We start from the raw sequence: 22945 nt of genomic DNA, 5'->3' as shown, positions 1-22945 counted from the left end.
CCTCTCCCCGGCGTCCGCCCGGTCCGGGAGTGGCGGTCCGGCGGTGGCCCGGCGGGTTGCCCGGCCGGGGCGGGCACCTGCTCCAACTGCGTTCAGCCGTACGGGCGGGCCCTGCCCCCGGCCAATCCTCACGGGTCTCCGTTCCGAAGACCGTGCAGGCGACGGGTGGGTCGACGGCGCCGGGCGGGCGTCGGTGCGGGCCCGCTTCCCGGCAGGCAGGACCGACCTGCGGCGGCGTACCCGCCGCGCCGCGCGACCGCATGGGGTGACCAGATGAGACACGAAGAAGATCCGCACGCCCTCGCCGGCGCCTACGCCCTCGACGCGCTCGGCGCCGAGGAGCACCGCACCTTCGCCGCGCACCTGGAGCGGTGCCCGGTCTGCGCCCGGGAGGTGGCCGGTTTCCGAGCCACGTCCGCGGCCCTCGGCACCGCGGTGTGCCTGCCCCCGCCCCCCGGCGCGAGGGAGGCGGTCCTGCGCGACATCGGCGCCGTCCGCCAGTCGCGCCCGCCCACCCTCCACGACCGGCCGGCCGGGCCGCTCGTACGCCTGACGCGCAGGACCGGGCCCCTGGTCCTGGCGGCCTGTATCGCCGCAGCCGCCTTCGGTTCCGCGGCCGTCTGGCAGCACCAGCGGATCCAGAAGGCGCGACCCGGGGCGCTGCTGTCGGTCGGGCAGGCGCGGGCGCTGTCCGCGGTGATGGCCGCGCCGGACGCGCGGACCGTGCACGGGCGCATCCACGGGGGCGCCACCGCGTCCGTGGTGACCTCGGCCCTGCTGAACCGGTCCGTGTTCGTCGCCTCCGGCCTCCCCCCGGCGCCTCCCGGTTCGGTCTACCGGCTGTGGTTCGACGACCACGGCACGATGCGCCCGGCCGGCTCGATGCGCCGCGACGGCGCGGTCCTGCTGCACGGCGACACGGCTCGGGCCCTCGCCGTCGGCCTGACCCTCGAAGCCGAAGCCGAAACCGAAACCGAAGTCGAAGCCGGTTCGGCGCGCCCCGCGTCCAGCCCCCTGATGCTGCTCAACCTCCGCGCCTGACCGCCGCGTTCACGTCGGCGCCGCACCCCGCCGCCCCCCGGGCCCGCAGGTCGCGGACGCAGGCGTCGTAGGCCGCCCGGTGCACGGCCCGGGCGAGGCGGGCGCCCCAGGTCGAACGGGGGCCGGTGAAGACCTCGTACGACTGCCCGGGCCGCGGGTGCGGGGCGGCGACGCAGACCGCGTCGGTGGGCGTACCGGACGCGTCGACTCCGGCGTCCCGCAGCGCCTGGACCTTCGCCTCCGTGGCGGTCGCGACCGCGTTCACGTACGCGGCGGGCGACAGCGGGACCGGAAGGGCCACGATGATGTTGATGGTGCCGGCCGGCGGCGGCCCGTCACCGGCGGGCTCCGGCGAGGCGGCCCAGCCGTGCACCCCCACACCGGCCGTCACCAGCGCCTCGGCCTCCCCGTCGTGTGCGTACCCGTGGGCGCCGACCCGGGCCGCGGTCATGAAGGCGGCTCCGGGGCCGCCGAGCCGTGCGCCCCGGGCCAGGGCCTCCAGGTGCCGGTCGGGGTCGTGGCGCCGGTAGCCCGGCGGGACCTGGGCGTTCATCACCCAGTGGCGCTCGCCCCAGCCCCCTCCGAGGATGGCCGAGGACAGCATCAGCCAGCCGGGACCCGGGGCCCAGACGAGCAGCGGCAGGCGCAGTCCGTCCTCGACGCGGGACAGCTCCGTGGCCGACGACAGGGGAACGAGGGTGCGTGGGGCGGAGATCACAGGGAAGGGTAACCGCGACGGGCGAGGGGCTATCCTCGCACCCATATATCTTGACCATCAAGATATGCGGCTATCGAGAGAACTCTGCCCCAGGAGCACCATGTCCCCCTCTCCCCGACTGGCCAGATGGCTCGTCCCCGCCCTCCTCCTCGTGGCGTGGCTCGGCATCGGCGGCACGCTGGGCCCGTACGCCGGCAAGCTCGGCGAGGTCGCCACCAACGACCAGGCGGCCTTCCTCCCCAGGAGCGCCGAGCCGCCTCCCTCGTCTGCGGGACGACGGCCCGGCTGACGGGCCCCGCCGCGACGCAGGCCGACCTGTCGGACGCCTTCGCCGGCATCGACGGCCTGCTCCTGGGCGTGGCGCTGCTCGCCGTCCTGGTGATCCTGCTGCTCGTCTACCGCAGCCTCCTGCTCCCCGTACTGATCATCATCGGAGCCGTGTTCGCGCTGGGCACGGCGTGCGCCGTCGTCTACGCGTTGGCGGACCGGGGGCTGGTGCGCGTGGACGGCCAGGTCCAGGGGATCCTCTCGATCCTCGTGATCGGCGCCACCGACTACGCCCTGCTCCTGACGGCGCGCTTCCGCGAGGAACTCCAGCACGGGGACGACCGCTTCACCGCGATGCGCGCCGCCCTACGCCAGTCGGCCGGCCCGGTGGTGGCCAGTGCGGGCACGGTGGCGCTGGGCCTGCTCGCCCTGTTCCTCAGCGACCTGACCAACAATCGGGCGCTCGGCCCGGTGGGCGCCATCGGCATCGTGTGCGCGGTCCTGAGCTCGCTCACCTTCCTCGCCGCCGCGCTGGTGCTGCTGGGCCGCCGGGCGTACTGGCCCGCCCGCGTCCGGCCGGGCAACGGCGGACGGGGCATCCGGGAGCGGACCGCCGCGCTCGTCGACCGCGCCCCGCGCACGGTGTGGTCCGTCGTGCTCGTGGGCCTGCTCGCCTGCTCGGCCTTCGCGCCGACCCTCCGCTCCGGGGGCGTACCGCTCGACGAGATCTTCGTGAACGAGGCGACGTCCGTCGCCGGTCAGCGGGAGCTGAGCCGGCACTTCCCGGGCGGCTCCGGCAATCCGGCCGTCGTGATCGCCGACGCCGCCCGGCTGCCGGAGGTCCGGCGGGCGGTCGAGGAGACGGACGGCGTGGCCTCGGCCGCCGTGGTGACCGAGAAGGGGAATCCGCAATCGCCTCTGATCGCGGACGGCCGGATCCGCGTCGACGCCACCCTGGAGGACCCGGCGGACACCGCGGCGGCGAAGGCGACCGTGGTGCGGCTGCGCCAGGCCGTGCACGCGGTGCCGGACGCCGGAGCGCTCGTGGGCGGTTACACCGCGCAGGCCTACGACACGCAGCGGACCGCCGAACGGGACCGGGCGCTCATCGTCCCGGTGGTCCTGGCCGTGATCCTGCTCATCCTGATCGGATTGCTGCGCTCGCTGGTGATGCCGATGCTGCTGGTCGCCACGGTCGCCCTGAACTTCTTCGCCACCCTGGGCGTCTCGGCCCTGGTGTTCCGGCACGTCCTCGGGTTCACCGGGACCGACTCCTCGGTCCCGCTCTACGGGTTCGTCTTCCTGGTGGCCCTCGGCGTCGACTACAACATCTTCCTGATGTCGAGGGTGCGCGAGGAGTCGTTGCGCCACGGGGTCCGCGAGGGCGTGACGCGCGGGCTGACGGCCACGGGCGGTGTGATCACCTCGGCGGGGGTGGTGCTCGCGGCCACCTTCGCCGCCCTCGGGGTGATCCCGCTCGCCTTCCTGCTGCAGATCGCGTTCATCGTCGCGTTCGGGGTGCTGATGGACACCCTGCTGGTCCGCTCGCTCCTGGTGCCCGCGCTGGTCCTGGACATCGGCCGCCGGGCCTGGTGGCCCGGCCGGCTGAGCAGGCCCACCGCCCCGGCTCCGGCCCCGGCGCCGGAGCACGAGCCCGCGGCGGCGCGTACGCACTGAGTCCGCGGAGCCGGGTTCTCCGCGGAGCCGGCCCCGCCCGTACACCGTCGCGCGCGGGCGGGGCCCCGGGGCTCAGGCGCCGCCGGGCCCGCCCGCGGAGAACTCCTCGGCGAGCAGCGCGAGGAAGCGGAGCGCGCCGGCGGCGTCGGCCTCGCCGGCGCGCTCCAGGGCGCGTTCCGTGGCCCGGGCCAGCACGCGGAAGTGATCGGCCGCGACCTTGCGGGCCGTGGGCTCGTAGTAGAGGTGTACGACGCGGCGGTCGGCCGAGTCCCGGACGCGCCGGACGTGTCCCGCCCTCTCCAGGCGGTCGAGGCAGGCGGTGACGGAGCCCGAGGTGATCCCGAGGTGCTGCCCGAGCCTTCCGGGGGTCAGCGGGAACGGGGCGTCCAGGATCGCCCCCAGCGCCTGGATGTCCGTGGCGTGCAGGCCCTGTTCCCCGGCGAAGCGGTGGATCAGGCCGTTCATCTCGCCGTTGATGTGGCGCAGGTGGCGCGCGACGGCCATCAGCCGCGCGTCGCCGGTACCCGGCCGCCCGGCACGGGGTCCGTCGTCTTCTCGCCGGTCAGCCGCCTCCACCCGCACAGACTATCCCCTGGGCGGGACGGTCCCAGTGTGGCCGCCGCGGGCCGGGGGCGGAGCCGGGGCCCGCGGCGGCCGGCGGGCCGGGGGCGGCTGCGCACGTGCCCGCGGGGGCGTCACCCGGATGGCGTGCGGGTGATGCCCCGCGTGCGGGCGGTCACGGCCTTGACTGGACGGAACGAACAACTTCAGGAGGCGTGATGGCGATCGTACGGATGCGTGGCCTGGCCGGTGTGGCCGTGGCGGTGCTCGCCCTGGGGGCGGCGGGCTGCTCGGGGGACGGCGATCCGGGCGCCGCTGCCTCGAAGGCCGCGTCGGCCGTGGAGTCCGCCGGGGCGGCGGTGTCGTCCGCGGCGTCCCAGGCCACGGACGCGGCGGCGTCGGCCGCCGCCGTGGCGAAGGACAAGCTCGGTGAGGTCAAGGACGGTGTGGACGCCAAGGCGGAAGTGACCCTGGGTGCGCCCGCGACCGACGGGGAGGGCTTCACGACGGTTCCCGTCTCCGTGAAGAACACCGACGGTTCGGCGAAGTCGTTCGCCGTGCAGGTGAACATGAAGGACGAGAGCGGCAACCTGCTCGACACGGTCGTGGTGACGGTGTCGGACGTACCCGGGAACGCGACGGAGCAGGGCACCGCGCGCAGTACGCACAAGCTGTCCGGCACGGTCGCGGCGGAGACCGGCACGGCTCTGCGGTACTAGGCCGTCTCTTTCGGATCGTGCCGGGTCCGCGTTGCCCGGCCCGGTCCGTGCGGCACGGCGCAGGCCTGCTGTCCGGGGTGAACCTCCTGGTCGGCGGCGTCCCTTGGGCTTTCCGCCGACGGGGCGCGGCGTCCGTGATTCGTCACGCCCATGGTGGCCCGGGGTGCGGGCGGATTGGATGGCCGGGACCGGGACGGCGGGGGACGGGGAAACGCGCATGGCTGTGGTGCTGGAGGGCTGTACGCCCTGGCCCGGGGAGTTCGTCGACCGCTACTGGGCGGCGGGGCACTGGCGCGGGTACACGCTGGACAACCTGTTGCGCGACTGGGCCCGGCGGTACGGACCGCGGACCGCGCTGGTGCACGGCGGTACCCGCCTGACCTACGCGCAGCTGAACCGGCGCGCGGAGCGCATGGCCGCCGGGTTCCGGCTGCGCGGCCTGCGGCCCGGGCAGCGGGTCGTCGTCCAGCTGCCGAACGTCCCCGAGTGGGTCGTCACCGTGTTCGCACTGCTGCGCGCCGGTGCCGTCCCCGTGCTCTGCCCGGTCTCGTACCGTGCGGCCGAGGTGTCCCCCCTGGTGCGGCTCACCCAGGCCGTCGGCTACGTCGCCCCCGCCGTGTACCGGGGCTTCGACCATACGGTGATGGCCGCGGACATCGCCGCCGAAGGCCCTTTCCTGCGGCGGGTGTTCCCCCTCGACGCGCCGGGCGGCTCCTCCCCGTACGGCGGCTTCACGACCGACCCGTCGGGCTGCCACTACTTTCCGCTGGGCTCCGTCGACTCCCCGCCCGACCGGGTGCCCGAGCGGAGCGCCGGCCAGGTCGCGCTCCTGCTGCTCTCCGGCGGCGCCGGCGGGACGCCCCGGCTCGTCCCGCGCACCCACGACGACTACGCGTACCAGGCGCGGGCCGCCGCCGAACTGGTGTCGCTCAGCGGGGACGACGTGTACCTCGCCGCGCTGCCCGCAGCGTCGAACCTCGTCCTCGGGGCCCCCGGCATCATCGGCACCCTCTCCGTCGGCGGTACCGTCGTCCTGGTCGAGGACCCGGATCCCGCCGTGTGCCTCCCCGTCGTCGCCCGGGAGGGGGTCACCGTCACCGCCGTGACGCCCTCCGTCGCCCGGCTCTGGCTGGACGCGCCTCCCGCGGTCCGGGCCGGCGGCGGCTCCCTGCGGCTGGTGCAGGTCGGCGGAGCGGCCCCGGACCCGGTGACGGCCGAACGGATCGGTACCGCCTGGGGCTGTCGTGCGCAGCAGGTCCTGGGCGGGGCCGAGGGGCCGCTCGTCCTCACCGGGCCCGCCGGTCCGGACGGGACCGCGCCCCCCGTGGACGGCCGCCCGCTCTCGCCCGACGACGAGGTGCGCCTGGTCGGCGCGGACGGCCGCGAGGTGCCCGACGGGGAGCCCGGCGAGCTCCTCGCCCGCGGTCCGTACACCCCGCGGGGCTACTACCGGGCGCCGGAGCACGACGCGCGCGCCTTCACCGCCGACGGCTACCTCCGCACCGGCGTCCTCGCCCGGCGCTCCCCGGACGGCGGCCTGGTCGTGACCGGCCGCCTCGACGGCCCCCCGCTGCCCGCCTCCCTCGGAGCCCCCTCGGGCGTGTGACGGGCCCGCGTCTCGGGATGCCGGATGCCGCAGGTCAGGGGGTCGGGCAAGGAGAACCCGATCGGCTCGGACGCGCCCCGCGGGAGGGCCCGCCGACCGGCGGACGCCGTGCATCCGGGGCGGCCCCGCGGAGCGGATTCACCCGAACGGCCGCGCTCCGGTGTCCCTACCCCGTCCGCGGCCGAAGGCTGAAGGCGCGCCTGAAGCGGCGTTCCCTCAGGTCAAGGAGCATCCCGTGGCCCAGCACACAACACCCCAGCCCTCCAACCCCGCCCAGCACCGATCCCACGACACCGGAAGCGCCTGGGCGGCCGGCGGCACCGTGTTCGCCGCCGTCCTGCTCCTCGTGGACGGCGTACTCGGCGTGATCAAGGGCATCGCCGGAATCGCCGAGGACGACGTCTACACCCGCTTGGGCAACTACACCTTCAAGCTCGACGTGACGGCGTGGGGCTGGATCCACCTGCTCCTCGGCATCGTCCTGATCATCGTCGGCGCCGGCCTCTTCAAGGGAGCCGACTGGGCCCGCGTGATGGGTGTGGCCCTGGCCGGGATCAGCGTGATCCTGAACTTCATGTGGCTGCCCTACACGCCTATCTGGGCCATCGTGTCGATCGCCATCGGCCTCTTCGTCATCTGGGCCCTGTGCACCGGCAGCCTCCGCCAGGACTCCCGCACCGCGTGACGGATCCGGCCACGGCCTCGCCGTCCGCGTACGCCGCACACGCGGCCCGGCCGTGGACCCGGGGAGGCCGGACGCGCGAGAACCCCGCGTGACCCGCCCCCAGGCCGTGGCCCCCGCCACGCCCTGGGGGTCTCGCAGCCGCCGCCAGCCCCGGAGGGCCGATGCGCCGCTACCCGCCCATTGCCGAGCACGGCCTGATCGGTGACCTCCAGACCTGTGCGCTGGTCTCGTCCGACGGCGTGCTCGACTGGTTCTGCTCGCCCCGCTTCGACTCGCCGAGCATCTTCGCGGGCCTCCTCGACCACGACCGCGGCGGCCACTTCGCCATCACGGCCGACGCCCCGGAGACACCGCCCGCCCCGGACGGCGGCCACGGCGCGGCGTACGGCCCGCCCGCCGTCACCACCCGCCAGCTCTACCTGGCGGACACCGGCGTCCTCATCACCCGCTTCCTCACACCCGAGGGCGTCGGGGAGGTCGTCGACTTCATGCCGGTCCACGACCCGCACACCGTCACCGACCGGCACCGGATCGTCCGCTTCATGCGGGTCGTCCGCGGCGCGGTGCGCTTCACTCTGGAGTGCCGCCCCCGCTTCGACTACGGCCGGCTCCCCCACGCACTGACCTCGGACGGAGCCACCGCGCGCTTCGAGGGGCCGGGCACCACCGCACACCTGCAGGCGGTCGGTCCGCTGTCGCTGGAGATCGACGGCCCGGACGTGCACGCCTCCGTGGCCCTGGAGGCCGGCGAGCACGCGGCCGTCGTCCTGACGGTCTGTGACGCCCGTGGCGCGGCCCCGCCGCCGGTGACCATGGCCGACATGGTGGACACGTTCGTCGACGTGCGCCGTTTCTGGCACGGCTGGATCGGCCGCTGCACGTACCGCGGCCGCTGGCAGCAGATGGTCAACCGCTCCGCCATCACCCTGAAGCTGATGACGTACGCGCCGACCGGCGCCCCGATCGCCGCCGCCACCATGGGACTTCCCGAGCAGGAGGGCGGCGGACGCAACTGGGACTACCGCTACACCTGGGTCCGCGACGCGTCGCTGTCGGTCCGCGCCATGCGCGACCTCGGCTTCACCGAGGAGGCGAACGCGTTCCGTGACTGGCTCGGGCACCGCCTCGCGGAGGGCCGCGCCCCCAACGGCGAGCCCCTGCAGATCATGTACCGCGTCGACGGCGACCCGTACCTGACCGAGGAGGTCCTCGACCACCTGCAGGGCTGGCGGGGCTCCGCCCCGGTCCGCACGGGCAACGGCGCGGCCGGCCAGCTCCAGCTCGACATCTACGGCGAGGCCGTCTACGCCCTCGCGGCGCCCGGCCGGGTCGCCAACATCATCGGCTACGACGGCTGGATGCGCTGCGCGGAGGTGCTGGACTGGCTGTGCGAGAACTGGGACCGCCCAGACGAGGGCATCTGGGAGACCCGCGGCGGCCGGAAGGACTTCACCTACAGCCGTCTCATGTGCTGGGTGGCCTTCGACCGCGGCATCCGCCAGGCCACGGCCAACGCCCGGCCGGCCGACCTGGTCCGGTGGACCGCGGCCCGCGACGCCGTGCTGGAGCAGGTCATGACGCGCGGCTGGAGCACGGAGCGGCGGGCGTTCGTCCAGCACTACGGCAGCGACGTCCTGGACGCCTCGCTCCTGCTGATGCCCCTCGTCGGCTTCATCGCCCCCCGCGATCCGCGGTGGCTCTCCACGCTGGACGCGATGGAGGACGAGCTCGTCTCCGACAGCCTGGTCTACCGCTACGATCCCGCCGCCTCGCCCGACGGCCTCCAGGGGGCGGAGGGCACGTTCTCCCTGTGCAGCTTCCTGTACGTCTACGCCCTCGCCCGTGCGGGGCGGATCGAGCAGGCCCGCTACGCCTTCGACAAGATGCTCACCTACGCCAACCACGTCGGGCTGTTCGCCGAGGAGATCGGCCCGACGGGCGAGCAGCTCGGCAACTTCCCGCAGGCCTTCACCCACCTCGCCCTGATCACCGCGGCGGTCGCCCTCGACGCCGAACTCGACGGGGCCGCGCGCCCCGACGAGAGCACTTCGCTCGGACGGCGGCCGGGGGGCGGGTGAGCACGGCCGTTCCCGGACGGCAGTCCGGGGCGATGCGGACCCGGAGCGCCGCCACCGCGAGGGACCCGCGGCGCCTGCTGAACGCGCGGGACCCGATCGGCGTCGCCGGCTTCGTGGGCGACGGGTACGCCTGCATGATCGCCCCGCTGTCCGGGCGTCTGTCCGCCGGCGCCGGGTGGGCGGAGGCCGTCGCGTTCCCGCGCGGCCGACGACCGGGTCGGCGGCGGCGCAGCCGGCGCGTGGCCGGCCGTCAGGGGCCCGCGGCCGTGCCGGGGCGGCTGTCGCGCAGGGCCGTGTACACCGACCAGGTCACGGAGACCAGCGGGACCGCGACGACCGCGCCCACCACTCCGGCCGCGATCGCTCCGGCGATCACCGAGATGGCCACCACGAGCGGGTGCAGCCGGACCGCCCAGCTCATCACCAGCGGGTGCAGCAGGTGGCCCTCGACCTGGCCGATGACCACGATCAGGGCCACCACCACGGCGGCGGTGAGCGGCCCCTTCGCGGCCAGCGCGACGACCGCGGCGATCGCCAGCGCGACCGGGGAGCCGACGAGGGGGACGAACGCCGCGAAGAACTCCAGCAGCGCCAGCGGCACGGCCAGCGGGACTCCCAGGAAGTACAGGGCCACCCCGACGAGGAGCGCGTTCGTCGCCGCGATCAGCACGATCCCGTGGGTGTAGCCGGTGAACGTGCGCCAGGCGGCCCGCCCGGCGACCGCGACGCGGCCGCGCGGCGCGTCGGGCAGCTGCGCGCAGAACCACGACCACTGGCGGTCGCCGCCGTTCAGGAAGAACACGGAGGAGAAGAGCGCGAGGGCGACCACGGTGAGGACCTCGACCAGGTGCCCGGCTCCGCTGAGCGCCGTGCTGACCAGGGTGGACCGGTGGCTGGAGAGGTAGTCCCCCAAACGTGACCGGACGTCCGACAGCGCACCCGGGTTCAGCCGGAACGGCGGCCGCTCCAGCCACGCCTCGATGCTGTCGAGGCCCGCGCGGAACTCCCGCACCAGGGTGGTGCTCTCCCCCGCCACCGCCTCGCCCACCAGCGCCAGCCCGCCCAGCAGCAGCACCGCGCTGCCGATCAGGCAGGCGGCGACGGCCAGGGGGCGGGACATGACGCGCTCCAGCTGCCGGACGGGGACGGAGAGCAGCGCCGTGACGACCAGGCCGAGGAAGAGCGCGACGGCGATCTCGTGGAACCGGCCGAGCACGGCGAAGACCGCGTACACGGCGGCCCCGACGACCAGCAGACGCCAGGCGTAGGCCGCGGCCGTACGCAGGAAGGCGGACACCGGTGGCATGTCCCATGGCTGCCACCGCGTGGCCGCCATGGCACGCGCCCGGTGCCGGATTCGCCCGTCCGGGGCGGATAAATGCGTTGCGGAGGGCGTTCGCCGGCGCCGACGATGGACCGTCGTGAGCACTTCCCGCTGGGCCGCCGTACTGCCCGACCTCTCTCCCTGGCGTTCCGGCCGGGACTTCCGGCTGCTGTTCTACCAGGGGACGGTCACCTTCTTCGGCTCGTTCATGGCGATGATCGCGCTGCCGCTCCAGATCAAGCACATGACGGACTCGCCGCTGGCGGTCGGGGCGATGGGCGCGGTGGAGCTGGTGCCGCTGGTGGTCTGCGGTCTGTACGGGGGCGCCCTCGCCGACGCCGTGGACCGGCGGCGGCTGATCCTGCTGACCGAGGCCGGGCTCGGGGTGCTCGCCCTGGTGCTGCTGGTGAACGCGCTCCTGCCGGACCCGCTGCTGTGGCCGCTGTACGTGGTGGCGGCGGGCGTGTCGGCGCTCACCGGGCTGCAGCGGCCGGCGCTGGACTCGCTGATGGCGCGGATCGTGCCGCACGACCAGCTTGCCGCGGCCGCCGCGCTCAACGGCCTGCGCTACCAGTTCGGCGCGATCGCCGGTCCGGCACTGGCCGGACTGGTCGTCGCGTTCGCGGGCTACGCCTCGGCCTACGCCGTCACCGTCGCCGGGTTCCTCGTCTCGGTGCTGCTGTGCGTGCGGCTGGCCCCGGCGCCGCCGGTGAAGGACGCCGAGCGTCCGTCCCTGCGCGGGATCGCCGAGGGCGCGCGCTACGCGTGGAGCCGCCCGGTGCTGCTGGGGACGTACGCCGTCGACCTGGCGGCGATGTGCTTCGCGTTCCCGAACGCGATTCTTCCGTTCCTCGCGGACGAGCTCGACGCCGTGTGGGCGCTGGGCCTGATGTACGCGGCGGGTGCGGTGGGCTCACTGGTGCTGGGTCTGACGAGCGGCTGGGTGTCGCGGGTGCGCCGGCACGGGTTGCTGGTGGTGTGCGGGGCCGCGGCGTGGGGGCTGGCGATCGCGGCGGCGGGCTGGTTCACGACGCTCTGGCCGGTGCTGCTGTGCCTGGCGGTGGCGGGCGCGGGCGACATGCTGAGCGGGCTGGGACGCAGCACGATCTGGAACCAGACGATCCCGGAGGGGCTGCGCGGGCGGCTGGCCGGCATCGAGGTCCTCTCGTACAGCGTCGGCCCGCAGCTCGGCCAGGTCCGGGCGGGTGCCGTGGCGGGCTGGACGGGTACCCGGACGGCTTTCTGGAGCGGCGGGCTGGCTTGTGTGGCGTCGGTGGCCGTGCTGGCGGCGGCGCTGCCGAAGCTGATCTCGTACGACGCGCACACCGACGAGGACGCGCTGAGCCGGCGGGCGGCCCGGGACGCGGAGAGCGGGGCCGAGCCGAGCGCCGCGGCGTCCTGACCGGGGGGTGTGGCGGTCGGGCGCCGTGCGGTGCCGTAGGGTGGTGTTCACCGACGCGGGGTGGAGCAGCTCGGTAGCTCGCTGGGCTCATAACCCAGAGGTCGCAGGTTCAAATCCTGTCCCCGCTACTGCCCAGGAGGGCCCGGATCCCCGCGGATCCGGGCCCTCCTGTCGTTTCCGGTCCGGTCCGCGCCGTCCGGCGAGATGCGTTTCGCGGCGTGCGGAGGTTCCCCTACCGTGGCGCGGTGACGACTCGGATGATCATTCTCAACGGTGGTTCCAGCTCGGGGAAGTCCGGGATCGTGCGGTGCCTGCAGTCCGAACTGCCGGATCCGTGGCTGGCGTTCGGCTGTGACGCGTTCGTCGACGCGCTGCCGGCGCGCATGCGGGAGTCGGACGCGGGGATCGAGATCGCGGCGGACGGCCGGGTCCGCGTCGGGGCGGACTTCCGGACGCTGGAGGCGGCCTGGACCGAGGGCATCGCGGCGATGGCCCGTGCGGGCGCCCGGATTGTCATCGACGACGTGTTCCTCGGCGGGGCGGCGTCCCAGCGGCGGTGGCGGGAGGCCGTCGGCGGGCTGGAGGTGCTGTGGGTCGGCGTCAGGTGCGACGGCGCGGTCGCCGCGGGCCGCGAGCTCGCACGGGGCGACCGCGTCCGGGGCATGGCCGCGTCACAGGCGGACCTGGTGCACCGCGGGGTGGTCTACGACCTGGAGGTCGACACGACGCACACCGAACCCCTGACGAGCGCACGAACCATCGCGGCCCACGTCACCCCCTGACCGGCGCGAACCCTCGCGTGCGCCGGGATGTGGGGCGGTGGGTCAGGGGGCGGTGGGTCAGGGGGCTGTGCGGTCCGGGAAGGTGAAGGTGTAGCCGCGTGCGGTGAGCCAGGGGAGGTACTCCTTCAGCGCCGCGACCGTCTCGCTGCGGTCACCGCCGCCGTCGTGGAAGAGGACCGTCGGCTGCCGGGGCAGGCCGTTCTCCACCGCGGACACGATGGCCGACAGGCCCGGCCTGCTCCAGTCCTTGGGGTCCACGCTCCAGCCCAGGGGCCGCATGCCGCTCGCGGCGGCTATGGCGCGGCTGTCCGGGGTGAACGCGCCGCCCGGAGCCCGGTAGTAGTCCACGGTGGCGCCCGGGGCCGCCTTCTCGATCATGTCCTTGGCTTCGAGGATCTGCTGCTTCTGATAGGCGACGGGCTTGTGGTCCATCGTCACGTCGTGGTCGACGGTGTGGTCGCACAGCCGGTGCCCGGCGGCCGCGACCTGGCGGACGAGGTCGGGGTGCGCGCGCGCCTCGGTCCCGATCATGCAGAACGTCGCCTTGACTCCGTTCTCCTCGAGCACCTGGAGGACCTGCGGCGTCCAGCGGGGGTCCGGGCCGTCGTCGATCGTGATCGCGATGCCGTGGCCGGGGCCCTCGGCGAGGCGGGAGATGCCGAGCGGGACCTTCGCCGTCGTGGGGGCGCTGCCGGCGGGGGGCTCGGCGGGGTTCCGGCCGGCGGGGACGTCCGCCGCGGCGAGGGCCGGGGCTCCCGCCGCGGCGAGGAGGCCGATGACGGCGGCCGCCACGGTGACGCTTGTCCGCCGCCGGGTCCCGGAACTGCTGACGATGCCCATGAATGCGCTCTTCCGCTCGTGCTCGGCCCCCGATCTCACGTACGCCAACCAGGCTACGGAAGACGCGACGGTCACCTCGTCGTCCGTTCGGCCGGTATCCCGGTGACCCCGGGCAGCGGATCCCGTGCCACGCCTGCCCAGGAAGGGTGAATGTCGACAAAGGGGCGTCGTTTTGCGTCGTTTGGATAGATTCATCACACCAAACAGCTTTCACGCAACACGACTCACGAAAAGTTTTTCACGTATTGCTTGACGGGTGTGGTCTTCACAAGCGATGCTCTTGCTGCGCAGCCACACCGGCCGCGGCACCGGGGAATGCCACCGGCCTTGAAGTCGAGATCACGCCAGGGAGCGGACAGTGAACATCGTCGCCACGCAGCAGACAGCCGCCGCCACGACCCAGCAGGTTTCGGCAGAGGCCGCGGTACCGGCGCAGCTGCCGCGCATCGACAACGCCCGCGAGGTCGCTCCGGCCGACGCCCGCGCCCTGTCGAAGGTCTTCTTCCTCCGCCTCAGCACCCTGGAGGAGGGCACCCCGGAGCGTCAGTACGTACGCAACACGCTGATCGAAATGAACCTGTCCCTGGTCCAGTTCGCTGCGCGACGGTTCCGCAACCGCACCGACGGCACCGACATCGAGGACCTCATCCAGGTCGGCACGATCGGCCTCATCAAAGCCATCGACCGCTTCGACCCGGCCCTGGGGAACGAGTTCACCACCCTGGCCCTCCCCTACATCACCGGGGAGATCAAGCGTCACTTCCGCGACGCGACCTGGGCGGTGCACGTCCCGCGGCGGCTCCAGGAGCTGCGCATCCAGCTCGCCCGCGGCAAGGAGGAGCTCAGCGCGGACCTCGACCGCGCGCCGACGGTCCGGGAGCTGGCCACCCACCTGAACCTCACCGACGACGAGGTCATCGAAGGTCTCGTCGCCGCGAACGGCCACTCCAGCCAGTCCCTGGACAACGACCAGGACGAGTCGTCCGACAGTGCCCCGCGCGCCCTCGCCGACACGCTCGGCGACGAGGACCCGGCCATGGAGCTCTTCGAGGACCTGCACAGCCTCGCGCCCCTGCTGGAGCAGCTCGCGGGACGCGAGAAGCTCATCATCCAGATGCGTTTCGGCCAGGAGATGACGCAGGCCCAGATCGGCGAGCGCCTCGGCATCTCCCAGATGCAGGTCTCCCGTCTCCTGACCCGCACGCTCGCCCGCCTGCGCGAGGGCATGCTCGCCACCAACTGACGATGCCCGGGAGCCCGCTCCCGGACCCGTCCCGCGGGGTCAGCGCGGGAAAGGCCCATCGACGGGGCCGCCGCAGAACGGGGTGAACGCCATGCAGAACCTGAACCTGGTCGAGGACTCTCCCGCCGACCATCCTTTCGAGTGCACCTGCCGGCCCCTGCGCGCGGCCCAGGCACGCGACGCCGCGTGCGGCTTCCTGGCGGACCTGAACCCGTCCCCGCCGGAGACGACCGTCCAGAACGTGTTGCTGCTGGTCTCCGAACTCGTCACCAACGCCCTGCGCCATGCCGGTGCGGTGACGGCGCTGCACCTCCGTGCCGACCGCCACCTCATCCAGGTCACCGTCGAGGACCCCAGTTCCGCCCACCCCCAGGACCGCAGCCCCGACCTGTCCGGCCGGACCGGCGGGTTCGGCTGGCCCCTGGTGCAGCGCCTCGCCCAGTCGGTGACCGTCGTCCAGCCGCAGTTCGGTCCGGGCAAGGCCATCATCGCGGCCCTCCCCCGCTGAACCTCTCCGCCCGTATGCACCGCCCCTGAGGGGAGGCGCACCCCGGATACCCCGGATTCACGGGGCGGACCCGGGGTATCCGGAGCACTGTCAGAGCCACGGACCGTTGACGACAGGACCACCGATGCCCACGCACGAACTGCGCACGTCCCTCACGACCTTGCGGGAGCAGGCCGCGGACCCCTCCCTGGCACCGCAGGAACGCGCCCACCTCACCGACCTGATCACGCGGCTCGAAGCCGCGTCCGCGCGCGAGGACCACGGCGCCGAGGGCGGCCTGCTGGAGGGGCTGAACCAGTCGCTCGCCCGCTTCGAGGTCGCGCACCCGCGCATCGGCGCGACGCTCAACAGCATCGCGCAGAGCCTGACCTCGATGGGCGTCTGAACCGGGGAGCACACGGTGGCCGTCGGCGCCCCGTGTCGGGAGAAGACCGGCGCGGCCGGGGGAAGGGCCGGGGCTCAGGTCTGACGTGACCGGTACAGGTCGCGCAGGAGGGCGATCTCGGCTCCGTGGTGCAGGACCTCCTGGTTGACCCACCACACGACGTCGAGGAACGGTTCCTCCGCGTCGCTGCCGTGCGGATACGTGCAGTGGCCCACGGTGTCGAGCGCCGCTTCGCCGGCGTCCGTCAGCGCCCTGCGCCAGGCCGCCGCGCCCTCGGTGAAGGCCGCGATCGCACTCGCCGCGTCCCCCGGAACGGGATGGTCGTCGCGGGTCCGCATGCGCGCGCCGGCCGTGTGCTCCGCACGGAGCGTCAGCATCTCGCTGAGGTGGCTGAGCCGCCAGGCGAGGGTCGTGAAGGGCGGCGGCCACGGGTGCGGGTACGCCGCGGCGTCGCGCCCCCAGGAACCGGCGCCCGCCAGGAGCGTGGCGCGCGCGCCCGGCCCGTCCTCGCGCCGTCGGACCGACCAGCAGTCGGGCACAGGCTCCCAGAGGTACTCCTCGTCCGTCATCGGGACCGTCTTCGTCTCCGCGCCGTCGCCGCTGTCCGTGGAGGGCCCCGCGATGCGGCCGACGAGACGCTCGGCCGCGAAGTCGAACTGCTCCAGCAGCGGGGCCAGGCGGGGTGGGATCACGGCATGCTCCTGTGGGGTGCTGCCCGGCGGGACGGGCTGGTCCGCGGCCCCGAGAGGAGCAGCCACGAGCCCGCCAGCCTGGCACAGCGCCCGTCCGGCCGCATCCCCGTTTCCGTGCGCCTCCCCGCGCGGGCGGGTCAACGGACGCCCCCGGGCGGCGCGTTCGGCGCCGCCCGGAGTGAAGCAGGGGGAACGATCCCTCAGGGGTGGGCGCCGGGACCCGACGCATGGGCGGCCAGCGGGGTCGGCGAGAGGTCGGTGGTCTCCTCACCGGGTTCGAGGAGCGTGTCGGCGGCGCCCACGATGAGCGGGTCCGGGACGCCGACCACCTCGGAGTCCTTGTTGTCGTAGTCCACCCGCCAGAGCAGGTGGCGCATGGCCTGGAGTCGCGCGCGGCGCTTGTCGTTGCTCTTGACCACGGTCCATGGGGCGTCGGCCGTGTCGGTGGCGCGGAACATGGCGATCTTCGCCGCCGTGTAGTCGTCCCACAGGTCGAGGGAGGCTATGTCGGTGGGCGAGAGCTTCCACTGGCGCACCGGGTCCACGCGGCGGATGGCGAAGCGGGTGCGCTGCTCGGCGCGGGAGACCGAGAACCAGAACTTGACCAGGTGGATGCCGTCCTCGACGAGCATGGTCTCGAACGACGGGCACTGGCGCAGGAACAGCCGGTACTCCTCGTCCGTACAGAAGCCCATGACCTTCTCGACGCCGGCGCGGTTGTACCAGGACCGGTCGAAGAACACGATCTCACCGGCCGACGGCAGGTGGTCGACGTAGCGCTGGAAGTACCACTGTCCCGCCTCGCGTTCGGTGGGCTTGTCGAGGGCGACGACCCGGGCGCCACGGGGGTTGAGGCGTTCGGTGAACCGCTGGATGGTGCCGCCCTTGCCCGCCGCGTCCCGGCCCTCGCAGACCACCACGATGCGGGCGCCGGTCTCCTTCGCCCACTTCTGCAGTTTGAGCATCTCGATCTGCAGGATCCGCTTGGCGCGCTCGTACTCGTCGCGCCGGATCTTCCGGTCGTACGGGTGGTTCTCGCGCCACGTCCGGATCGGCAGGCCCGCACCGTCGAGCAGGACGGGCTGCTCGGGACGGCTCGCGTCGACCTTGAGCCCGTCCAGCAGCTGCTCGTGCTGCCGCGCTTCCGCCTGATCGGTCATCCCGTACGCCTCCCTCTGATGGCCGCCGCGACGCGAACCGCCGCGCACCGCCCACTGCGGCGCATACCCGTGCACTGACGGGCTAATCGGCCCCGGCCCCTTCGCCGGGGTGCCCCGGCCACGGGGCTCGGCGCCTCCGTCCGGACGCCCGCAAGATGCGCGCCACCGGGCCGCGGCGGAGCATGGCCGAGAGCTCTACCCGATCCGCTCGCAGCTTGGCGGCGCCCCCAGGACGGATGGAACAGGATGCAGACGCAGAGGTACGAGCTGGTCTTCGAGGACGGTCCCGAGTCCGGGCAGGACATCGTGGTGGTGTCCGTGACCGGGCAGAAGGGCCCCGGCGGTCACCCCGTGTACGCCGACGAGACCGGCATCGTCAGGGCCGAGATCAGCGACCGCGGCGAGGTCCGCGTGCTGCCCAGCGGCGGCGGCCAGGAACCTGCCCACCGGGTGCGTGCGCGGGCGCTGCCGTCCTGACCCGCGACCACCCGCGCCCCGCGTCCGCGTCCGGCGCCGTCCCAGACCGGAAAACCAGAAAGACGAGACGATTCGGCTCGCGGACGCCGGGAGGCGGCCGGCTCAGGCCGTGGAGACCCGGGCGGCGACGTCGCGGCTGCCCGACTCCCAGGGCGGGGGCGACGCCAGGTCGGTCCAGGCGGCCAGCGCCTCGCCGTCGACGCAGATGATGCCGCACCCCTCGGCGTACTCCAGGGCGGGGGCGGTGTAGGAGCTCGTGGTGACGACGATCGCCACGTCGGCTTCGTGCACGGCGAAGCAGGTTCCGCCGAAGCGCTGCAGGTCCTGCGAGCCGACGCGGTTGGTGTCGGTGTAGTGCTTGCACTGCACGACGATGCGCAGCCCGTCCGGGGTCGTGGCGATCACGTCGGCGCCCAGGTCGCCCGCGCCGCCCACCACTTCCACGGGCGTGCAGCCGTCGCGGGCGCACAGCGCGGCTATCGTGTGCTCGAATCCGTCGGCGTCGACTGCGGCGTGGTCCAGCGCGCCGGCGTCGACGTCCGGCACCTCTCGTACGTCCGGGACCCCCGCGTCGGGCACGTCCAGCACCGCGGTCACCTCGATCATGTACGGGTCCCCGGCGGGCGCCGGGCCGCCGGCCGGCCGCGCACCGGAGCGGCGCCGGACGGGTGAGACCCCCCACTTGGCCAGCGCCACGCCGACCGCCAGGACGACCACCGTCACGACGGGGACGACGGGCACGGTCGCTCCGGAGCCTCCGGCGGCCTTGAGGAAGACCGCCAGGCCGCCCACACAGATCCCCGCGAGCCCCACGGCCAGTACCACATCGCGCCCGAACGACGCGGAACCGCGCCCGGCCTTCCTCCTGCCTTCCCCCTGCACCGTCATGCGGGAGCCCTCCCTCGTGTGATTCGGACGTGACGCGGTAGTGATGCGGACGCGCCGCGGTCCCGGACCCTTCAGGGGTTCGGGACCGCGGCGGACACCGGCGTGCGAACCGGCGCTTCGGGCGGGTCAGTGCTTGAAGACGTCCTTGATCTTTTCCTTGGCCTGGCGGGCGTCGCCCTTCGCCTGCCCGGCGCGGCCCTCCGCCGTCAGCCGCTCGTTGCCCACCAGTCGGCCGGCCGTCTCCTTGAGCTTGCCCTTGGCCTGCTCCGCCTTGGCCTGGCTCTTCTCGTTGTTCGACACAGCTGATCACTCCCCGGGGAGACGGGAACTCTTACTGCTCCGTCTGACCCGGATCGCGGCCCCCAAACGTGCAGGTCAGGATCCGGAACCGGAATTTCCCCCGCCGAAGAGGTCCGCCATGTGCCGCTGGAGGGTCATCACGTCCGACAGCGTGTACAGCCCCTGCCCGGGGCCGGGTTCGCCGCCGCGCGGGCCCGGCTCGTACGCCGCGGCGACGGCCCTCACCTGGTTCGCCGGATCCGGCAGGTAGGTCAGGCCGTCGACACCGAAGCGGGCGCGGCCGCCCGGCCGCGCCGCCCGGCCGTCGACCAGGTCGGCCACGGTGGGCGGCTGCGCGAACGTGCCGGCGTAGAACTCGATCACGGGGATCTCGTTGAGGCCGTACACCTTCCACACGTACGCGGCGTGGAACCGGCCCCCCATTTCGATGGACAGGACGTCTCCGGGCCGCAGGAAGGTGAGGGAACGCGGCGAACCCGGCCTGCGGGTCAGCGGAACGGGCGGCGAGCACAGAAGCCGCTTGATGTCCTCGGACTGCCGCGCGAAGGCGTCGGAGAGCACGACGTCACGGACCAGGGCGTCCACCGCCTCGACCGCGGCCGCGGTGACCGCCGCGTCCTGGAACCCGTACTTGTGCAGCAGGGTGGCGAGGGCGACCCGGACGACGTTCCGCGTCTCGGGGCGCGCCTCCTCGGAGTCGATCAGGCAGCGCCAGCGGGCGAGCACCGGGGTGAGCACGTCGCGGGTCAGTTCCTCGTGGGAGGGCAGCGGGGCGGCCATCTGCCAGTGCACCCAGCGCGCGAGTTCCTCGTCCAGGGCCCGCACGTGCCCCTTCGCCGCCAGCTTGTCCAGTACCTGCTGGTGCTTCATGCCGCTCCCGCCCCCTGCGCCCCACCCGGTCCACCGGCGGCCAGGCTAGCGGGTGCCCGCCGCCGGCCCGCGTCGGGAGGGGTGAGGGGGCGGGTCCCGGAAGCGGCCGTGGGGCCGGACTCGTCGAAGAGTCCGGCCCCACGGGGGGTGGTGCGGCGTGGCCGTCACACGGGCCGGCCACCGAAGGGGCCGCCGATGCCGTAGTACAGGCCGATCTCCTCGCGGTACTGCGGGTCGGCGAGGTGGGTGGCCCGGACGAACTCCGGAGCGTCCTTGATCTGCTCCTTGGTCCGGTCCACGTAGATCTTCTGCTGCTCGGGGTCGACCCGGGTCACCGTGCCCGCGGGCAGGAGGACCTCCTTGCCGAAGATCCACACTCCCGTGTCGACCACCACGTAGGCGTCACCGGCCTCGTACGAGTGCTTGTCGACCTTGCCGATGCTGCCGTCGGTCGCCTCGACCTTGTAGCCGGTCAGATCGGAGCCGGGCAGGTAGCCCGAAGTCGCCTGGTAGCTCCACCCGTGCTCGGTCATGTGAACGCAACTCCTTCGGTCTGTGTTCGGTACGTCGGTACGTCGGTACGTCTGCGGGGAGGGACGACACGGGGCCTACCGCGCCGTCCCGGTGCACCGCGTGCCCCGGAAGCCGGGCTTCACGCGTCGGGGTCAGGCCGGCGGCAGGCCGAACGGCATGCCGGAGACGCCCGAGCCGTAGTGCGTGCCCAGCTCCCGGCGGTACGCCTCGTCGTCGAGGTGCTTGTCCCGGTGGAACTCCGGAGCGGCCTTGACCTCGTCCTTCGTACGGTCCACGTGGACCGTGCGCTCCTCGTGGTCGATGCGCGTCACCGTGCCCGCGGGCAGGAGGACCTCCTTGCCGAGGATCCACACGCCGGTGTCGACGACCAGGTAGGCGTCGGTGACCTCGTCGGAATGCTTGTCGACCTTGCCGATGCCGCCGTCGGTCGCCTCGACCTTGTAGCCGGTGAGTTCCGCCGCCAGGTAGTCCACCCCGGCCCGGTAGGCCCACACGTTCTCGGTCACGCGAAACCACTCCCTCGATCAGCTCCGTGGCGCCCCCGTCCGCCCGTACCGGGGTCGGCGGCGTCTCCGTCGACGGCGCGCCTGCCCCGCGCCCGGCGCCTCAACCCGAACGATGTCCTCGGCCGGCGAACGGCCCTGGTCGGCGCCCGCATGGTCGGGGGCGGGGCAGGGCAGGCGCGGGGCGATCTGAACGGTGGACCGATGGGTGGCGGCATGCGAAGCGTGGGCGTGGAAGAGGAAATGCTGTTGCTGGACGCCGACAGCGGCGAGCCGCTGGCCCTGTCCGGGGCGGTGCTGGCGGCCGCGGACCGGTCCGTGCAGGCGCAGCCGGAGGGCGGCGGGCCGCGGGAGCACACCTTCGAGAAGGAGCTGCAGAAGGAGCAGGTGGAGTTCGCCACCAAACCGGTGACGGAGATGGGCGAGCTCCTGGAGGAGATCACCCGGTGGCGGGCGGAGGCCGCCCGGCATGCCGCGGCCGCCGGGGCGCTGGTCGCGGCCCTCGGCACCTCCCCGCTCCCGGTCCGGCCCTCGTTGAACACGGGACCGCGGTACGCGTGGCTCGGCGAGCAGTTCGGCCTGACCGCGCAGGAGCAGCTGACGTGCGGCTGCCATGTCCACGTGTCGGTGGAGTCGGACGAGGAGGGCGTCGCCGTCCTGGACCGGATCCGCCCCTGGCTGCCCGTGCTGACCGCGATGAGCGCGAACTCGCCGTTCTGGCAGGGCGAGGACAGCGGCTACGGCAGCTACCGCAGCCGGGTGTGGAACCGGCTGCCGTCGGCCGGACCCACCGACGCCTTCGGGTCCGCCGACCGCTACCACGAGCAGGTCCGCGCCATGCTCGACACCGGCGTGCTGCGCGACGAGGGGATGATGTACTTCGACGCCCGGCTGTCCGCCGCCTACCCGACGGTGGAGGTCAGGGTCGCGGACGTCTGCCTGGACGCCTCGACCCCGGTCCTGCTGGCGGCCCTGGTCCGCGGCCTGGTCGAGACCGCCTCCCGCGCCTGGCGGGACGGACAGCCGCCGGCCAGGATCGGGACGGGTCTGCTGCGGCTCGCCGCCTGGCGCGCCGGCCGCTCGGGGCTGGACGGCCCGCTCATCGATCCCGGCACGATGCGCGAGACGTCGCCCGAGGGGGCCGTCGGGGCGCTCTACGCCCACGTGCGCGAGGCCCTGGCCGACCACGGCGACGACGAACGCGTCCGGGAGGGCATCGCCGGTCTCCTGGAGCGGGGCAACGGGGCGCGCGTGCAGCGCGGGTTGCTGCGTACGGAGGGGTCGCTCGGCGCCGTGGCCACCCGCTGCGCGGAGATCACCGCCGGCGCCCCGGCCTGAGCGCGGCGCCACGGTCCGGGCGCGGCAGCACGGGCGGACGCAGGGAACGCCGGCGGAGGCAGGCGCCCCGGGCGGACGTCGAAAGATTCTCACATCGCCCCGTTTGAGGGGCCCCATCCGGGCCACAAGCGGGATACAGGGAGCCCGCGGCGGTGAGCGGCGCGGGATCCCGAGCGGGCCCGAGCCGCGTGGTGGCATCCCCCCGCCATCACGCGGTCGGGGCTCCGGCGGCACGATGAGCTGCCGCCCGGATCCGCACGGCAACCGGACGTCTGCCCGGCCCGTGGGCGCGGGCCGGCGCCCCGCGCGGGCGGGGCGGGGCGAGGGGGACGCGCCGCGGCGGGAGG

At 73.8% G+C, this 22945-nt stretch carries 23 protein-coding genes, 1 tRNA gene and 1 pseudogene; 14 read left to right on the top strand and 11 right to left on the bottom strand.

Annotation, left to right across the window (positions count from 1 at the left end; translation table 11 throughout):
- The first annotated feature begins 273 nt into the window (after positions 1-273).
- The gene (locus ACFWW8_RS17125) at positions 274-1041 is read left to right on the top strand and encodes an anti-sigma factor domain-containing protein (protein WP_386529493.1); all 768 of its coding nucleotides are present in this window, start codon (positions 274-276) and stop codon (positions 1039-1041) included.
- Here ACFWW8_RS17125 and ACFWW8_RS17120 read toward each other — a convergent pair.
- Positions 1025-1804, bottom strand: coding sequence for an adenosylcobinamide amidohydrolase (locus ACFWW8_RS17120; protein ID WP_386529491.1), 780 nt, complete (start codon positions 1802-1804; stop codon positions 1025-1027). The two genes, ACFWW8_RS17125 and ACFWW8_RS17120, sit on opposite strands and share 17 nt — an antisense overlap.
- A 55-nt stretch (positions 1805-1859) precedes the next feature.
- On the opposite strand from ACFWW8_RS17120, the pseudogene ACFWW8_RS17115 reads away from it, so the two are divergent.
- Positions 1860-3703, top strand: a pseudogene (locus ACFWW8_RS17115) (MMPL family transporter).
- A gap of 72 nt (positions 3704-3775) precedes the next feature.
- On the opposite strand, the gene ACFWW8_RS17110 reads toward ACFWW8_RS17115, so the two are convergent.
- Positions 3776-4207 carry a MarR family winged helix-turn-helix transcriptional regulator gene (locus ACFWW8_RS17110; RefSeq protein WP_386529488.1) on the bottom strand — a complete coding sequence of 144 codons (432 nt, stop codon included), beginning with the start codon at positions 4205-4207 and terminating at the stop codon, positions 3776-3778.
- 275 nt (positions 4208-4482) lie between these two features.
- On the opposite strand from ACFWW8_RS17110, the gene ACFWW8_RS17105 reads away from it, so the two are divergent.
- The 4 genes from ACFWW8_RS17105 to ACFWW8_RS17090 all read left to right on the top strand — a co-directional run bounded on the left by ACFWW8_RS17105 (position 4483) and on the right by ACFWW8_RS17090 (position 9352).
- Positions 4483-4983: a hypothetical protein gene (locus ACFWW8_RS17105; RefSeq protein ID WP_386529485.1), complete on the top strand. Its 501-nt coding sequence runs from the start codon at positions 4483-4485 to the stop codon at positions 4981-4983.
- A gap of 217 nt (positions 4984-5200) precedes the next feature.
- Positions 5201-6589: an AMP-binding protein gene (locus ACFWW8_RS17100; protein ID WP_386529482.1), complete on the top strand. Its 1389-nt coding sequence runs from the start codon at positions 5201-5203 to the stop codon at positions 6587-6589.
- Positions 6590-6824: 235 nt separating this feature from the next.
- Positions 6825-7274, top strand: coding sequence for a hypothetical protein (locus ACFWW8_RS17095; protein ID WP_386529479.1), 450 nt, complete (start codon positions 6825-6827; stop codon positions 7272-7274).
- Between the two features lie 161 nt (positions 7275-7435).
- Positions 7436-9352: a glycoside hydrolase family 15 protein gene (locus ACFWW8_RS17090; protein WP_386529476.1), complete on the top strand. Its 1917-nt coding sequence runs from the start codon at positions 7436-7438 to the stop codon at positions 9350-9352.
- A gap of 250 nt (positions 9353-9602) precedes the next feature.
- Here ACFWW8_RS17090 and ACFWW8_RS17085 read toward each other — a convergent pair whose 3' ends face one another.
- Positions 9603-10658, bottom strand: coding sequence for an AI-2E family transporter (locus tag ACFWW8_RS17085; protein WP_386529473.1), 1056 nt, complete (start codon positions 10656-10658; stop codon positions 9603-9605).
- Positions 10659-10773: 115 nt separating this feature from the next.
- Here ACFWW8_RS17085 and ACFWW8_RS17080 point away from each other — a divergent pair, with 115 nt between their 5' ends.
- The 3 genes from ACFWW8_RS17080 to cpt all read left to right on the top strand — a co-directional run bounded on the left by ACFWW8_RS17080 (position 10774) and on the right by cpt (position 12860).
- Positions 10774-12078: an MFS transporter gene (locus ACFWW8_RS17080; protein WP_386529470.1), complete on the top strand. Its 1305-nt coding sequence runs from the start codon at positions 10774-10776 to the stop codon at positions 12076-12078.
- Positions 12079-12132: 54 nt separating this feature from the next.
- Positions 12133-12206, top strand: a tRNA-Met gene (locus ACFWW8_RS17075).
- Between the two features lie 129 nt (positions 12207-12335).
- A complete protein-coding gene (gene cpt / locus ACFWW8_RS17070; protein WP_386529557.1) occupies positions 12336-12860 on the top strand; it encodes a chloramphenicol phosphotransferase CPT in 525 nt (174 codons plus the stop codon).
- A gap of 57 nt (positions 12861-12917) precedes the next feature.
- On the opposite strand, the gene ACFWW8_RS17065 is transcribed toward cpt, so the two are convergent.
- Entirely contained in the window at positions 12918-13700 is a 783-nt protein-coding gene (locus tag ACFWW8_RS17065) for a polysaccharide deacetylase family protein (protein WP_386529467.1), read from the bottom strand.
- A 358-nt stretch (positions 13701-14058) separates the two neighbouring features.
- Here ACFWW8_RS17065 and ACFWW8_RS17060 point away from each other — a divergent pair, with 358 nt between their 5' ends.
- The 3 genes from ACFWW8_RS17060 to ACFWW8_RS17050 all read left to right on the top strand — a co-directional run bounded on the left by ACFWW8_RS17060 (position 14059) and on the right by ACFWW8_RS17050 (position 15836).
- Complete coding sequence (locus ACFWW8_RS17060; RefSeq protein ID WP_386529465.1) at positions 14059-14943, top strand: SigB/SigF/SigG family RNA polymerase sigma factor; 885 nt, start codon at positions 14059-14061, stop codon at positions 14941-14943.
- Positions 14944-15034: 91 nt separating this feature from the next.
- Positions 15035-15451 (top strand): ATP-binding protein, encoded by a 417-nt coding sequence (locus ACFWW8_RS17055; protein ID WP_386529462.1) that lies wholly within the window; start codon positions 15035-15037, stop codon positions 15449-15451.
- A 124-nt stretch (positions 15452-15575) separates the two neighbouring features.
- Complete coding sequence (locus tag ACFWW8_RS17050; protein WP_386529459.1) at positions 15576-15836, top strand: DUF4404 family protein; 261 nt, start codon at positions 15576-15578, stop codon at positions 15834-15836.
- A 74-nt stretch (positions 15837-15910) separates the two neighbouring features.
- Here the strand turns inward: ACFWW8_RS17050 and ACFWW8_RS17045 are convergent, their stop codons facing one another.
- Together ACFWW8_RS17045 and ppk2 are read right to left on the bottom strand one after the other, a co-directional pair.
- Positions 15911-16528: a DinB family protein gene (locus tag ACFWW8_RS17045; protein WP_386529456.1), complete on the bottom strand. Its 618-nt coding sequence runs from the start codon at positions 16526-16528 to the stop codon at positions 15911-15913.
- 200 nt (positions 16529-16728) lie between these two features.
- A complete protein-coding gene (ppk2, locus tag ACFWW8_RS17040) occupies positions 16729-17688 on the bottom strand; it encodes a polyphosphate kinase 2 (protein ID WP_386529453.1) in 960 nt (319 codons plus the stop codon).
- Positions 17689-17934: 246 nt separating this feature from the next.
- On the opposite strand from ppk2, the gene ACFWW8_RS17035 reads away from it, so the two are divergent.
- Positions 17935-18165: a DUF6296 family protein gene (locus ACFWW8_RS17035; RefSeq protein ID WP_386529450.1), complete on the top strand. Its 231-nt coding sequence runs from the start codon at positions 17935-17937 to the stop codon at positions 18163-18165.
- 102 nt (positions 18166-18267) lie between these two features.
- On the opposite strand, the gene ACFWW8_RS17030 is transcribed toward ACFWW8_RS17035, so the two are convergent.
- The 5 genes from ACFWW8_RS17030 to ACFWW8_RS17010 form a co-directional block, all read right to left on the bottom strand.
- A complete protein-coding gene (locus ACFWW8_RS17030) occupies positions 18268-19053 on the bottom strand; it encodes a restriction endonuclease (protein ID WP_386529447.1) in 786 nt (261 codons plus the stop codon).
- A 126-nt stretch (positions 19054-19179) separates the two neighbouring features.
- A complete protein-coding gene (locus ACFWW8_RS17025; protein WP_386529444.1) occupies positions 19180-19353 on the bottom strand; it encodes a CsbD family protein in 174 nt (57 codons plus the stop codon).
- Between the two features lie 75 nt (positions 19354-19428).
- On the bottom strand, positions 19429-20223 hold the full coding sequence (locus ACFWW8_RS17020; protein WP_386529442.1) for a hypothetical protein: 795 nt from the start codon (positions 20221-20223) through the stop codon (positions 19429-19431).
- Positions 20224-20387: 164 nt separating this feature from the next.
- On the bottom strand, positions 20388-20756 hold the full coding sequence (locus tag ACFWW8_RS17015; RefSeq protein WP_386529439.1) for a PRC-barrel domain-containing protein: 369 nt from the start codon (positions 20754-20756) through the stop codon (positions 20388-20390).
- Between the two features lie 132 nt (positions 20757-20888).
- The gene (locus ACFWW8_RS17010; protein ID WP_386529436.1) at positions 20889-21263 is read right to left on the bottom strand and encodes a PRC-barrel domain containing protein; all 375 of its coding nucleotides are present in this window, start codon (positions 21261-21263) and stop codon (positions 20889-20891) included.
- Positions 21264-21476: 213 nt separating this feature from the next.
- Between ACFWW8_RS17010 and ACFWW8_RS17005 the strand changes: the two genes are divergently transcribed.
- Positions 21477-22598 carry a glutamate--cysteine ligase gene (locus ACFWW8_RS17005; protein WP_386529433.1) on the top strand — a complete coding sequence of 374 codons (1122 nt, stop codon included), beginning with the start codon at positions 21477-21479 and terminating at the stop codon, positions 22596-22598.
- The last annotated feature ends 347 nt before the right edge of the window (positions 22599-22945 follow it).

Source organism: Streptomyces sp. NPDC058701 (genome assembly GCF_042715295.1).
Lineage (GTDB): Bacteria > Actinomycetota > Actinomycetes > Streptomycetales > Streptomycetaceae > Streptomyces.
This window is presented reverse-complemented; position numbering and strand designations above follow the sequence as displayed.

Coding starts and splice junctions, on each gene's coding strand:
- ACFWW8_RS17090 (WP_386529476.1), top strand. CDS start 7,436: ATGCGCCGCTACCCGCCCATTGCCGAGCACGGCCTGATCGGTGACCTC.
- ACFWW8_RS17055 (WP_386529462.1), top strand. CDS start 15,035: ATGCAGAACCTGAACCTGGTCGAGGACTCTCCCGCCGACCATCCTTTC.
- ACFWW8_RS17125 (WP_386529493.1), top strand. CDS start 274: ATGAGACACGAAGAAGATCCGCACGCCCTCGCCGGCGCCTACGCCCTC.
- ACFWW8_RS17065 (WP_386529467.1), bottom strand. CDS start 13,700: ATGGGCATCGTCAGCAGTTCCGGGACCCGGCGGCGGACAAGCGTCACC.
- ACFWW8_RS17110 (WP_386529488.1), bottom strand. CDS start 4,207: ATGGCCGTCGCGCGCCACCTGCGCCACATCAACGGCGAGATGAACGGC.
- ACFWW8_RS17085 (WP_386529473.1), bottom strand. CDS start 10,658: ATGCCACCGGTGTCCGCCTTCCTGCGTACGGCCGCGGCCTACGCCTGG.
- ACFWW8_RS17020 (WP_386529442.1), bottom strand. CDS start 20,223: ATGAAGCACCAGCAGGTACTGGACAAGCTGGCGGCGAAGGGGCACGTG.
- ACFWW8_RS17120 (WP_386529491.1), bottom strand. CDS start 1,804: ATGGGTGCGAGGATAGCCCCTCGCCCGTCGCGGTTACCCTTCCCTGTG.
- cpt (WP_386529557.1), top strand. CDS start 12,336: ATGATCATTCTCAACGGTGGTTCCAGCTCGGGGAAGTCCGGGATCGTG.
- ACFWW8_RS17105 (WP_386529485.1), top strand. CDS start 4,483: ATGGCGATCGTACGGATGCGTGGCCTGGCCGGTGTGGCCGTGGCGGTG.
- ACFWW8_RS17035 (WP_386529450.1), top strand. CDS start 17,935: ATGCAGACGCAGAGGTACGAGCTGGTCTTCGAGGACGGTCCCGAGTCC.
- ACFWW8_RS17100 (WP_386529482.1), top strand. CDS start 5,201: ATGGCTGTGGTGCTGGAGGGCTGTACGCCCTGGCCCGGGGAGTTCGTC.
- ACFWW8_RS17030 (WP_386529447.1), bottom strand. CDS start 19,053: ATGACGGTGCAGGGGGAAGGCAGGAGGAAGGCCGGGCGCGGTTCCGCG.
- ACFWW8_RS17050 (WP_386529459.1), top strand. CDS start 15,576: ATGCCCACGCACGAACTGCGCACGTCCCTCACGACCTTGCGGGAGCAG.
- ppk2 (WP_386529453.1), bottom strand. CDS start 17,688: ATGACCGATCAGGCGGAAGCGCGGCAGCACGAGCAGCTGCTGGACGGG.
- ACFWW8_RS17015 (WP_386529439.1), bottom strand. CDS start 20,756: ATGACCGAGCACGGGTGGAGCTACCAGGCGACTTCGGGCTACCTGCCC.
- ACFWW8_RS17005 (WP_386529433.1), top strand. CDS start 21,477: ATGCGAAGCGTGGGCGTGGAAGAGGAAATGCTGTTGCTGGACGCCGAC.